The sequence below is a fragment of the Bifidobacterium ramosum genome (genome assembly GCF_009299505.1).
GTDB classification, from domain to species: Bacteria; Actinomycetota; Actinomycetes; order Actinomycetales; family Bifidobacteriaceae; genus Bifidobacterium; species Bifidobacterium ramosum.
Genome location: NZ_WBSM01000003.1, coordinates 197,925 through 211,316, shown reverse-complemented (window position 1 = coordinate 211,316; position 13,392 = coordinate 197,925). Strand labels below are relative to the sequence as shown.

Annotated in this window: 8 protein-coding genes; 7 read left to right on the top strand and 1 reads right to left on the bottom strand. The window is 62.4% G+C overall.

Going from position 1 to position 13,392, the window contains the following annotated elements; genetic code table 11:
* Positions 1-63 precede the first annotated feature (63 nt).
* The 3 genes from DSM100688_RS04970 (at position 64) to DSM100688_RS04960 (ending at position 3,403) form a co-directional block, all read left to right on the top strand.
* A complete protein-coding gene (locus DSM100688_RS04970) occupies positions 64-1,902 on the top strand; it encodes a glycoside hydrolase family 2 protein (RefSeq protein ID WP_152358044.1) in 1,839 nt (612 codons plus the stop codon).
* 45 nt (positions 1,903-1,947) lie between these two features.
* Complete coding sequence (locus DSM100688_RS04965) at positions 1,948-2,775, top strand: alpha/beta hydrolase (protein WP_152358043.1); 828 nt, start codon at positions 1,948-1,950, stop codon at positions 2,773-2,775.
* A 295-nt stretch (positions 2,776-3,070) separates the two neighbouring features.
* The gene (locus DSM100688_RS04960; protein ID WP_152358042.1) at positions 3,071-3,403 is read left to right on the top strand and encodes a putative heavy metal-binding protein; all 333 of its coding nucleotides are present in this window, start codon (positions 3,071-3,073) and stop codon (positions 3,401-3,403) included.
* Positions 3,404-3,475: 72 nt separating this feature from the next.
* Here DSM100688_RS04960 and DSM100688_RS04955 read toward each other — a convergent pair whose 3' ends face one another.
* Entirely contained in the window at positions 3,476-4,777 is a 1,302-nt protein-coding gene (locus tag DSM100688_RS04955) for an ATP-binding protein (protein ID WP_152358041.1), read from the bottom strand.
* Between the two features lie 360 nt (positions 4,778-5,137).
* On the opposite strand from DSM100688_RS04955, the gene DSM100688_RS04950 reads away from it, so the two are divergent.
* The 4 genes from DSM100688_RS04950 (at position 5,138) to DSM100688_RS04935 (ending at position 13,187) form a co-directional block, all read left to right on the top strand.
* Positions 5,138-5,839, top strand: a complete 702-nt coding sequence (locus tag DSM100688_RS04950) for an ABC transporter ATP-binding protein (RefSeq protein ID WP_152358040.1) — start codon at positions 5,138-5,140, stop codon at positions 5,837-5,839.
* Between the two features lie 137 nt (positions 5,840-5,976).
* Positions 5,977-9,930 (top strand): FtsX-like permease family protein, encoded by a 3,954-nt coding sequence (locus DSM100688_RS04945; RefSeq protein ID WP_420837480.1) that lies wholly within the window; start codon positions 5,977-5,979, stop codon positions 9,928-9,930.
* A gap of 310 nt (positions 9,931-10,240) precedes the next feature.
* Entirely contained in the window at positions 10,241-11,788 is a 1,548-nt protein-coding gene (locus tag DSM100688_RS04940) for an amino acid permease (RefSeq protein WP_152358039.1), read from the top strand.
* Between the two features lie 454 nt (positions 11,789-12,242).
* On the top strand, positions 12,243-13,187 hold the full coding sequence (locus tag DSM100688_RS04935) for an aldo/keto reductase (RefSeq protein WP_239519358.1): 945 nt from the start codon (positions 12,243-12,245) through the stop codon (positions 13,185-13,187).
* The last annotated feature ends 205 nt before the right edge of the window (positions 13,188-13,392 follow it).

The window sequence follows — 13,392 nt, the reverse complement described above, 5'->3', positions numbered from 1 at the left end:
CCGTGCGGGAACCCGCAACCGTAAGACAACGTGTGCAACAACGTGTGCAAAGGAGAACACCTCATGAACGAACAGGCAGCGCGATCGGCCGGCGACGACGTCGAAGCGACGGCGGCTATCCCGCGCCCGGAACATCCCAACCCGCAGATGCGGCGCGATCACTGGACGAATCTTAACGGCGAATGGGATTTTGATTTCGACTATGCGGCGAGCGGTATGGACAAAGGCTGGGGCAGCAACCCGCCGCTGACCAAGCACATCACCGTGCCGTTCTGCCCGGAAAGCCGGTTGAGCGGCCTCGGGCACACCGACTTCATCCCATGCTGCTGGTATCGCCGTGCGGTGGCCGTATCAGCGGAGGACCTGACCGGCCGCGTCATCCTGCACTTCGGTGCGGTCGACTACGAAGCGCACGTATTCGTCAACGGGCGCGAGGTCGGTGAACATCGCGGCGGCTACGCGTCGTTCGCGTTCGATGTGACGGACGCCTTGCACGAGGGCGACAACGAGCTGGTCGTCTGCGCCAAGGACGACGTGCGCTCGCATCGCCAGCCCGGCGGCAAACAGTCCGACCGATACGAGTCCTACGGCTGCTCGTACACGCGCACGACAGGCATCTGGCAGACGGTCTGGCTGGAATTCGTGCCGCAGCGGCACCTCGTCGACCTGCGCATCACGCCGAACCTCGCGGACGGCAGCGTGCTCATCGAGACGCAGACCGTGGGTGAGGGCGAACTGGATGTCGTGATCTCATATCAGGGAGAGGCCTGCGGTTCGGCTCATGTCCGGGGCGATGGGAATCGTGCGGCCGCGCTGGTGAAACTCAACGCCGTGCACCCGTGGCAGGTCGGCGTCGGCGGGCTGTATGACGTGACGCTCACCTTCGGCGAAGACGTCGTGCACACGTACTTCGGGCTGCGTTCCGTCGCGATCGACGGCGAGGACTTCCTGATCAACGGCAAGCGCGTGTTCCAGCGACTCGTGCTCGATCAGGGCTTCTACCCGGACGGCATCTACACTGCACCCGACGCGGCGGCGCTCGAACGCGACGTGCTGCTCTCGCAGGCGGCGGGATTCAACGGCGCGCGACTGCACGAAAAGGCGTTCGAGCCGCTGTTCCTGTACTACTGCGACCTGCACGGCTATCTGGCCTGGGGCGAAATGGCGAATTGGAACCTCGACATCACCACGGCCGACGGTATCGAATCGTTCCTGCCGGAGTGGGAGGAGATCGTGCGGCGTGACGTGAACCATCCGTCGATCGTCGGATGGTGCCCGTTCAACGAGACATGGGACCTCAACGGCCGCAAGCAGGACGATGCCGTGCTGTCCATCGTGTACCACACGACCAAGGCCATCGATCCGACGCGCCCATGCATCGATACCAGCGGCATGTTCCATGTCATCACCGACATCTACGACGTACACGACTACGAGCAGGACGTCGCGGCGTTCTCCGGGCACTATGCGGGACTTGCGGACAATGCCGCTGGTGCCGGTGCCGGTGCCGGTGCCGGTGCCGGCGACGGCGACGCGGCGGCGGCCGACGGCGAGCCGAAGTACACCGAACCGTTCCCGGAACGTCAGCGGTACCACGGCGGTCAGCCGTTCTTCGTCAGCGAATACGGCGGCATCAAATGGATCCCCGAATCGCAGCGTGACAACGCGCAGTCGTGGGGGTACGGCGAGGCTGCGCGCAGCGAAACCGAATACATTGAACGCTATCGTGGACTGACCGGCGCGTTGCTTGACAATCCGCGCATGTTCGGCTTCTGCTACACGCAGCTGTACGACGTCGAACAGGAATGCAACGGTCTGTATTCCTACGATCGCGTCCCCAAGATCGACATCGATGCGATCCGCGCCATCAACCAGCGTGAAGCCGCCTACGAACGTCGCTGAACATCCCATTCCACCGAATTCCAGTCCGAGACAACGAAGGTACCAATGCATTACATTGACCAAACCATCACCGGCATCGACGGCACGCAAGCACAGTTCACCGGCTATGTGATCGACAACAACCCCGAAGTCAACATGGATCGCCAGCGCCCGGCCGTGCTTGTGCTGCCGGGGGGCGGGTATGAGACGATCTCGTACCGGGAAGGCGAACCGATCGCGCTCGCCTTCGTGGGCGCGGGATATCACGCCTTCATGCTGCGCTACTCGTGCAAGCCGAGCGTGTATCCGACCGCGCTGTGCGAAGCGGCCGAAGCGATGCGGCTGATTCGGGAGCATGCGGGCGAATGGCATGTCGATCCCGGACGAGTGGCCGTGATCGGCTTCTCCGCAGGCGGCCATTTGGCCGAGAACCTGGCGACGAGCGTCGGCGACGATGACCTGGCCGCGCACGGCTATGATCCGGACGCGGTGCGGCCGAACGCGCTTATGCTTGGATATCCGGTCGTCACTTCGGGGGCGCTGGCGCATCGCGGCAGCTTTGACGCGTTGCTCGGCGACGACCGTAAGGATGATCCGGCATGGCTCGACAAGCTCTCGATCGAGAAGCATATCGACGAGAAGACGCCGCCGGTGTTCGTCTGGACCACCGTAACCGATGACTGTGTGCCAATGGAGAACACGATGATGCTGGTCTCCGCATGCAAGGAGGCGGGGGTGCCGATCGAGGCGCATCTGTATCCCGAGGGCGTGCACGGACTGGCGCTCGGCACCAAGGAAACCGCCTGGGACGATGAGGACAAGAACATCGTGCCGTGCGTGCAATCGTGGATTCGGCTTGCCATTGACTGGATCGGGCGGCTGTTCCTTCGTTAGGGCTGGGGCGGCGGATGTTTCCCGTCGGGGCCTTGCGGAGGAACGCTGATCGTGGCGGTTGAGACGGCCGTGGACGACCCTTATTGAATCCCTGTTGTGTTATGGGACTTGGTAAGGGTCGTTTTTCGTGCCATTACGACCGCAGCCGGGTCCGCATGGCATAGCACGGACACGATTACGGGTCGCCGATGCCGTGCGCGCGGGTCATGCGGAACGTCGCGAACCGTGCGAACGTACAATGGAACCGTTGGGATCGGCCGGCAATGGCCGTACGTCTCGAGCAAGGGAGATCGTCATGATTCTGGTCACCACCACGCCGTCCGTGGACGGCTACACGGTCACGAACTATCAGGGCATCGTGTTCGGCGAGGTCGTCGCCGGCGTGAACATGTTCAAGGACATTGGCGCGAGCCTGCGCAACGTGTTCGGTGGCCGCAGCCAGGGCTATGAGGAGGAGCTGACGAACGCCCGCAACGAGGCGATCGCCGAGATGCAGCAGCGTGCCGAGGCTCTCGGTGCGCATGCGGTGATCGGCGTTGACGTCGACTATGAGGTGCTCGGCGCGGACGGTTCGATGCTCATGGTCACCGCCTCCGGCACCGCCGTCCAGCTCGCCCGCAAGGCCTGAACGATAGAAGTGCATCGTCCGGCGGAGGGTTGTGCCGCGGCCGCGTCTTCATGTGTACTGCGGCCACGACACTCATAGTCCCAGTGCGTCGATGGGGATGACCTGCACTCCATCCGGACGCCTGTGGCCGATCCCGCCGATTCCGACGATCACGGCCTTGACCGAAGCTGGGCGTTGCCCTCGTTCGGTCATCTTGTGGTTCAGACGAAGCACATTGGCCGCACCGTCTTCAATCTGTGCGGCTCCTAACTTGACTTCAAATGCGCCCCAGCGTCCGTCGCGCGTTTCCACGATCAAGTCAACTTCAAGATTCGCGTCGTCGCGGTAATGCATCACCGACGCATCCATTGCCCGAGCGTATGCCAGCAGGTCGTGTGTGGCCAGCGACTCGAATAGGAATCCAAGGGTTTTCGGGTCGGTGCGCAGTGTCTCCTGCGTTGCGCCGATCGCTGCCGCGGCCAGGGATGGGTCGGCTAGATGATGTTTTCTGGCCATGCGAATACGCACGGGAGAACGCAATGCCGGGTGCCACGCGGGAATGTCATCGATGAAATACATGCGTTCTAGGGCGCCGACGTATTCGTTGTACGTGGTTTCGGCGAGTGTTGCCGCGCGCTGACCGGGTTTGGCCGCATCAACGTATTCCGCGGTGTCCTTGAGCAGCGTCGTTTTGCTGGCGAGCGTCGCCTCGTTACGTCCCAAGGAAGTGAGTAGTCGTCGTACCTTGACGGGGTCGCGATCGACGTCGTCTACTTCGGAGATGTCGTCGTTGACGATTGCGTCAAGGTAGCTGCGTGCTGTGAGTGAAGCCTGTTTTGCATTGCTGGACAACGATGCTGGCCATCCTCCGCGGACGGTGAGCAGGGCGAGATCATCCAGACTGAGGGATGAGGCCGAGGTGTAGGATGCGCCGTCGAACAGGCCTTTCAGCGAGATTGTTCCCGTGGATTTTCCCTGTTCCAAAAGCGTCATGGAATCCATGCGGATCCGTGCGATGCGTCCGGCTCCGCTATGCATGGGGCGTTGCGTTGCGCGCGGCGTGGATGACCCGGTAAGCAGGAAACGACCCGGATGCGTGTTGCGGTCGCATGCGAACCTGACCGCATCCCATAAGCCGGGTGCTTCCTGCCATTCATCGATCAGACGGGGTTCGGTGCCCTCTAGGACCAGCGATGGTTCGATATGGGCGAGTTCTCGGTTGCGGAAGTTGCCGGACGGATCGGTCAGGCTGATCGTTGAAGCGGCGTGTTCGGCCGCGGACGTGGTTTTGCCGCACCATTTCGGGCCTTCGATGGACGCTGCTGGAAATGTGTTGAGGTATTCGTCGATCGTGGAGTCGACGATCCTTGCGATGTAGCCGCTTGTGGTCTGCATATTCCGTGCCCTTCCATGTTGTCGAGTAGGTTCATCCTAGCTTTTTCGAATACATGACACTAGCTTTTTCGAATATTTTATGTGATTTTTTTCGAATGATTCAGACTGGGATTTGCGAATTTGAATACAAGGAAGTGACGCGCGGTCTTGCGCGTGATATTGGTGTCTGTTCGAACGTACATACAGCTGACGGGCGTGCGTGCGGCGCGCCCGGCGACGCCATGGTTCCGTACGCTGACAGCGTGTGCATCGCTCGTCATGTTCGCGCTGGGGGAGTTAAATGGACGGTAGTCGTCGCGCGGTTGCGGCGGCGACCGTACGACGTGACGGTAACAGCGGCGGACACGACGGGAGTGCACGATGGCGTATATCGAATTCGACCATGTGGTCAAGGAGTATCCTGCCGGCGAATCGGTGATCCGTGCGCTCGACGGGGCGAGTTTCACCGCCGGCGAAGGCGAACTGACCGTCATTCTCGGCCAATCCGGAGCGGGCAAAACCACGGCGCTCAACATTCTCGGTGGCATGGATACGGCCACGTCCGGCCGGGTGATCGTCGGTGGGCACGATATCACCGCACTGCGCAAACGCGACCTCATCACCTACCGTCGCAACGACATCGGCTTCGTCTTCCAGTTCTACAATCTCGTGCCGAACCTCACCGCACTCGAGAACGTGGAGCTGGCGAGCCAGATCTGCCCCGACCATTTCGATCCGGCAGAGACTTTGCGCAAAGTCGGACTCGGCGATCGCCTCAACAATTTCCCCGCGCAGTTGAGCGGCGGCGAGCAGCAGCGCGTATCGATCGCCCGCGCGATCGCGAAGAAACCGAAACTGCTGCTGTGCGACGAGCCGACCGGTGCGCTCGACTACGAGACCGGCAAGGAGGTATTGCAGCTGCTGCAGGACATTTGCGTGGCGGAGGGCATGACGGTCATGATCATCACGCACAATTCCGCGCTCGCGCCGATGGCGCACAAGGTGATCCGCTTCCGTTCGGGCACGGTGGTGCGCGAGGACGTGAATCCGGCACCTACGCCGATCGCGGATATCGAGTGGTGATCGCGATGGTGGGACAACGGAGACGGAACGAGCGAGATGGCGGCGTGAACGGTTCGGAGGAGCTGGAACGTCAGCTTGACGACGTCGCCGACGAGGAGTCGGCGTACGACCAGGCCGGTTCCGCGGGCTACGACGGTATGACCGGTTCACATGGCCGCGGCATGTCGGCGGCGTTCGCCAAGGACACGGTGCGCTGCTGGCTGCGCGGGTGGCGGCGGTTCGTGTCGATCGCCGTGATCTCGTTGCTTGGCGTGGCCGTGTTGACGGGGATTTACGCGGGATGCCGCGACATGTTCCGTGCGGCGGATCGGTTCTATGATGCGCAGGGGTTGCATGATATTCAGGTGATGTCGACGCTCGGCCTGACCGACGACGACGTGGCCGCGCTACGCGGCATCGACGGGGTGCGTACCGTACAGCCGGAGCGTAGCCAATCGGTGACCACCGATGTGGACGGCAGCGACAAGACTGTGACGATCCATGAGATCGGCGGAAGCGGGATCGACCAGCCGTATCTGCAATCTGGGCGTATGCCCATGACTGCCGGCGAGGTCGCCGTCACCGCGAAATTCCTATTGGACAGCGGCCGGTCGATCGGCGATACGCTGACCGTCACGCCGGTCGCTGCGTCAGATACGTTGTCCGACACGGCGTCCGATACGGCGGATGGCGACGAACAGGCCGACGACGCATCGTCCGGCGACTCCGGCACGTCCGGAGACACCAGTACGTCCAGTGACTCCGACACATCCAACGACATTGCCGAACAGTCGCCGTCCTTCCCGACCGAATTGACCATCGTCGGCGAAGTCCTCGATCCCAAGGATCTCAGCAATCCGGACGGCATCGGCAGCGAGGCATTCCGCCAGACCGTCGCATCCGACTACACTTTCTTCGCGCCGGGCGACGGTGTGACCGGCAGCATCTACACCGCGATCAGCCTGATCGTCGACGGTACCACGGCGGAAAACTCGTTCGGCAAGTCATACGACGCCCTCGTGCGCGACGTGGCTTCCCGCATCGAACACACCGTGCAGACCAAACGGCAGCAGGCCCGTCGCCAACAACTCGTCGACGCCGCACAGCAGCGACTCGACGACGCCAAAACCAAAGCCGACCAACAGTTTGACAAGGCGCAGCAGAGCATCGACAAAGGTAACTCGCAACTCGTCAGCGGCCGCAACGAACTCGACAACAACCGCCGTAAACTCGGCGAAACCGAGATCACCATCAAGGACGGTGAACGGCAGATCACCGAAGCGCGCAGCAAGATCACGCAGGCGCGTCAGCAGATCGAATCCGGGCGTGCACAGCTTAACACCGCACAGTCACAGCTGGATACCGCGACCGCGCAACTGACCACGGCTCGTCAGCAGCTCGCCGCCGCGCAAAGCAAACTGGACGCCCAACGCAAGCCGGTCGAACAAGGCATCCAGCAGACCGGTCAGAGCATTGCGACACTCAACGATTCGATCGTGGCGGTCGATCGGGCGGCGGATGGGTTGAACAAGTTGGGCATGGCGCAATCCGATGCGACAGGGCCGTCGACTGCCGCACCGTCAGACACGATGCAGTCGTCTACAGTGCAGTCGACTACGGTCCAGTCGGCAACGCAGTCCGTGCGCGATACAGACACCGACACGCACGCCAACGATGACGGCTGGCAGCAGGTACGTAAGCAGCTCGCCGCGCTCGGCATCGACGCCCCGACCCACCGGGCGGACGCCGACCTTGCCGCGCTCGCCGCGCAGCTTGCCGCACAACGTTCCGCACTGGAATCCCAACGAACGCAGCTCACACAACAACGCACGCAACTGCAATCCACCCTCGACGGCGCCATCGCGCCGGCGCAGATGAAACTCGACCAGCAGGACGCACAACTGGCTGCCAAAGAACAGGAAGCATCCGCCAGCGCCGCAACACTCAAGCAACAGCGTGCGCAGCTTGACAGCCAATCCGCCAACCTCGACCAGCAGACGAAGGAACTCGACAAGAAAGCCGACGAGCTCAAAGACGGTCGCAACAAACTCGAAAACGGCCGCAAACAGCTCAAAACCGCGGAATCCAAGCTTGCCGACAACGAAGCCAAACTCACCAAGGCACAGGCCGAACTTGACCAGAAGCGCAAGGATGCGGACGCTGCATTCGCCAAACAGCAGCAGCGCATCGACGACATCGCCGTGGCCCGCTGGTATGTGCAGACGCGATCCGCGATCGGAGGATTCAGCGCGATCAAGTCCGACCTGAGTTCGATCGAATCGATCGGCCGCGCGTTCCCGGTCGTGTTCCTGCTCGTCGCCGTGCTCATGAGCCTAACCGCGATGACGCGCATGGTCGAGGAGGAACGTGGACTCATCGGCACCTACGTCGGTCTCGGCTACGGGCCGTTCGCGATCTCGATGCGCTACGTGCTGTTTGCCGCGCTCGCCTGCCTGATCGGTGGTGGGATCGGCCTGATCGCCGGGTTTATCGGCATTCCAGCGTTCCTGCTGGTGGTATTGCAGGGGCTCTATACCGTGCCGGGCGTGCGATTCGAGTACGACTGGGTGTACGGGTCGGCCGGCATCGCACTGTTCGTGGTCGGCGTGGTCGCGGCCACGGTGGTCGCGTGCGCGGGCGAGCTGCGGCAGACGCCGGCCGAACTCATGCGGCCGAAGGCGCCGCGGGCCGGCTCTCGCGTGCTGCTCGAACGGATCGGGCCGCTGTGGCGGCGCATGAAGTTCCTCAACAAGGTCACCGTGCGCAATCTTGTGCGATTCAAATCGCGGCTCGTGATGACGGTCGGCGGCGTGGCCGGCTGCACCGCGCTCATCGTGTGCGGGCTGGCGATCAGCGACACAGTGGATGCGCTGCCGAACACGCAATACCGGGACATATACCGGTATGATCTCATGGTCGTTACCGATCATGATCACGTCGCGACGATGCTGGAACGGTTGCGCAGCGACGGCAGGATCGTCGATGGCTCTTCTGGTTCTTCTGATTTGTCCGGCGCATCGAAATCGACGTCCTCGTCTGATTCGGTGGCGTTGGCGCGGGTCGAAACCGGCGAAATCACCACCGGCATGGACGAGACGGAAACCGTGCAGATCGTTACCGTACCGAACGGATCCGCGATGGACCGAATCGTCGACCTGCGGTCGGCCTCCGACGGACTGCCGATCCGCGTGGAGACGTTCGAGAACGGTCTGCCGGGTGGTGTGATCGTTTCGCAAAGCGCCGCGAACGCGCTCGGCGTGAGGGCCGGCGATATGGTCACGCTGAAGAACGGCGACGCGCAGCGCAAGCTGGTGCGTGTCGTGGGCGTCAGCCGGTCGGTGATCGGCTCGGACGTGTACATGGTGGCCGGCGATTACCAGGATGCGTTCGGCGGCGGTGATTCGGGCATGGATGACGGCGGCAGTACCGGTGGGTCCGGTGCGGCTGCGGATTCCGGTGACGCCGGTGACTCGTCGGCAACGACCGTGGCTGGGACGACGGACGGCAACAGCGGCTCTGCCGTCGGTGTGGCCGGTGCGGCCGATGGCGAGACGACCGTGGTCGACGGTGTGGAAATGAACACGATCTTCGCGCGGTACGACGGATCTGACGACGATCAGATCGCCTACGCCGATCAACTCGCCAAGGATGCGGACGTGCTCAGCGTGGTAAGCACGGCGAATCTGCGGCGCAGCTTCAGCTTCGAGCTCATGGGGGCCGTGGTGGCGTTGATCGTTGCGCTGGCCGGCGGACTGGCGCTCGTGGTGCTGTTCACGCTTGCGAACACGAACGTGTCCGAACGTGTGCGTGAGATGGCCACGCTTAAGGTGCTCGGGTTCTACGACCGCGAAGTGCATCGGTACGTGAACCGCGAAATGATGATCCTGACCGTGATCGGCGTGATCGTCGGCCTGCCGGTCGGGCGATGGGTCGGCGGGCTGCTCACGGCGGCGCTCGCCATGCCCGGCATCTATTTCGAGGTGAGCGTGCGCTGGCAAAGCTACGCGATCGCCGCCGCGGTCACGCTGGTGTTCGCGTTGCTCGTGCAGCTCTTCACCAACCCGGTGCTCGACCGCATCGACCCCGCCGTGTCGCTCAAAAGCGTGGAGTGATGGCTGGGAAGGCTGCTTGAAGGCTGGTGGCGTTGCTCCCCTCAGTCAGCCTGCGGCCGACAGCTCCCCTCAGAGAGGGGGCCAAGTGCGTGGATATAAGGCTCCCCTCCGTGAGGGGAGCTGGCTCGCGAAGCGAGACTGAGGGGAGCAACGCCACCAGCCTCCAGCACACCATCCCAAAAGTTCAACGAATTGAACTTTTGGCCCAAATGCGCACGATATTGTCACGTCGCAGCATTGAACCGCCCCTGTTCCCGTAACATGCGCGATGCTACAGTTTGAACCTGTTACGGAAAGAGCAGGTAGAGACATGAACAACAATCAGAGCGCCCGGCCCAGTGATCAGCCGAACGGCTCGACCGGCGGTCAAGCCAACGGCGCCGGCACCCTCACATCGGTCGAGAATCTCGACAAAGACAATCAGATGGCGCGCGGCCTGAACAACCGCCACGTCCAGTTCATCGCCATCGGTGGCACGATCGGCACCGGCCTGTTCCTCGGCTCCGGCAAATCCATCGCACTGACCGGCCCGAGCATCATCTTCGTGTACATCGCGGTCGGCGTCATCATGTTCCTGCTCATGCGGGCCATCGGCGAACTCATGTACCGCGACCCGAGCCAGCACACGTTCATCAACTTCATCAAACGCTACCTCGGCAACGGCTGGGGCAAGTTCGCCGGCTGGTCGTACTGGATCGTGCTCGTGCTCATCGGCATGAGCGAGATCACGGCCGTCTCCACCTACTTCATCACGTTCTTCGACACGTTCGGCATCAACCTGATCCACTGGAAATGGCTGATCGAGCTATGCTTCCTCGCCGCGCTCGTCACGATCAACCTGATCGCCGTCAAAGCGTTCGGCGAGGCGGAATTCTGGTTCTCGATGATCAAGATCACGCTCATCTGCGCGATGATCGCCACCGCAGTCGTCATGGTCGTGATCGGCTACCACTACGACGCCGTGCAGATCACCGGACAAGACGCCGTCTCTCCGGGCGGTCACGCGGGCATCGACAACATCACGAACAACTTCTCGATCGCGCCGAACGGCTGGCTCGCGTTCCTCATGAGCTTCCAGATGGTGTTCTACGCGTACGAGATGATCGAGTTCGTGGGAGTCACCGTCTCCGAGACGCAGAACCCGCGTAAGGTGCTGCCGAAGGCCGTCAACGAGATCATCGTGCGCGTGCTCATCTTCTACGTGGGCGCGCTGCTCGCGATCATGGCGATCGTGCCGTGGACTACGTTCAAGCCGAACGCGGACGGCTCCTTCGCCTCGCCGTTCATCATGGTGTTCCAGTACGCGGGCCTCAAGTGGGCGGCCGCACTCGTGTTCTTCGTGGTGATCACTGCCGCGTCCTCGGCGTTGAACTCGCTGCTGTATTCGGCCGGCCGCCACCTGTACCAGCTGGCGATCGAATCCGAATCGCCGACGTTCCAGAAGGTCGGCAAGGTGTCGAACCGTCAGGTGCCGGCGCGTGCGATCCTCGTGTCCGCCGCGCTGATCCTGCTGTCGCCGGTCATCAACGCGATCCCGGGTGTCTCCGGCGCGTTCGTGCTGTTCGCGTCCGCATCATCCGCGGTCATCATCTTCATCTACGTGCTCACGATGATCGCGCACCGGCGCTACCGCCGCTCGGCCGACTTCATCCCGGACGGGTTCGTGATGCCGGCGTGGAAGTTCACGAACACGCTCGCGATCGCGTTCTTCGTGTTCGTGTACGCGACGCTGTTCCTGGCGGACGATACGCGCGGTTCCGCGATCGCGGGTCTGGTGTGGCTTGCGGTGTTCGGTGGATACTGTCTGCTGCACGAGCGCTTCCAGTCGCGCGATCTCAAGGCCGCACTCGAGCACTGACGATACGGTTTCGCTGATTCGGGCTTGAGTTCTGCCCGTATCCTTGGCTTCCGCTCCTTGGCAAACCGTTGTTCCGCCCGCCCCACTCTTCAACGGACATACAGTCGATTACATGGGTGATTTCGGCTGTATGTCCGTTGGGGGAGTAGGGCTTGACTTGTTGTGTTATTGACTCTCGATCCCTCGGGTTCGCAGCTGCCTTCCTCTCTAACGGACATACAGCCGATTCGGACCCGGTTATCGGCTGTATGTCCGTTGAGAGAGATCGCGGGAGGCTGAGAAAGGTTGCGGGAGATCGCAGGAGTAGCGGCGCGACCTGCGTTGGAAGGCGAGAGCGCGTGCGATGATGGGAGCCATGACAAACCAACAGGAAGCACACGCCGCGACGCTGCGGTACGGATCCAACTTCGCCAACGTCGTGGATTTCGCTGGATATCGCATCCCGCGACTCGGCATGGGCACGATGGCACTGGCGATCGAAGGCCGGCCGGATCGGGATACGGCGATCGCCACGATTCACGCCGCACTCGACGCCGGCGTACGTTATCTCGACACCGCGTGGTCGTACTATCTGCCATCCGCTCCCGGCCCTAACGGCACCGGTGTCGCCGAGGATTTCGGGTACGGCGAGCGGCTGGTCCGTGACGCGCTGCGCAGCTGGAACGGTCCGCGCGACGAAGTGCTCGTCGCCACGAAAACCGGCTACCGACGTACGCTGACCGTCCCCGAATCAGCAACTGCCGCAACGATCGCGGGCGGTCCGGCGACACAGCCCGATCCCACGCGTCAACGGTTGCAGGCCGCCGGCAGCCAGTACGGTTGGATGGCCGACTCTCGCCCCGAAACCATGATCCGCGACGCCAAGGAATCCGCGCTGCATCTCGGCGTCGACACACTCGACCTGCTGTATTCGCACGGTCCGGATCCGAACGTGCCGTACGAGGACCAGATCGGTGCGCTGCGTACGCTGCTTGACGAGGGCGTGATCCGATATGCCGGCATTTCCCGCGTCGACAACGCGCAGATCGATACGGCCCGCGCCATCCTCGGCCGTGATCTGATCGCCGTGCAGAACCAGTTCTCCCCGTCGCATCCCGATCCCGAGCACACGATGGAGCATTGCGCCGAGCTGAGCATCGATTTCGTCTGCTGGTCGCCGCTGGGTGGGTTCCTCGACCCGTTCGATCGGCACGCCTACGACCGGTTCCGTACCGTTGCGGCGATGCGTGGCGTCTCATACCAGCGCATCGTGCTGGCATGGGAGTTGACCCGGTACGACCGGCTGTTCACGATTCCGAGCGCGCGCAATCCGCAGGAAATTAACGATTCGTTCGCTGCGATCGATCTGCGGCTGACCGATGACGAACTGGCGCTGCTGGACGGCCGCGACGCCGCGTGACGGTGACGGTGACGGTATGACGCGTCGGCGGACTGACGACCGAGCGGCCGTAACTCAATGAGAACGCGACATTCCTATTGAGTTACGGTCGCTTCCACGGTCTAAAAGGCCGTAACCCAATGAGAACGAGATGCTCATGTTGAGTTACGGTCGTTGTAGCGGCTGAAAAAGACTGTAACTCAACAGGAACGTGGTGATCTCATTG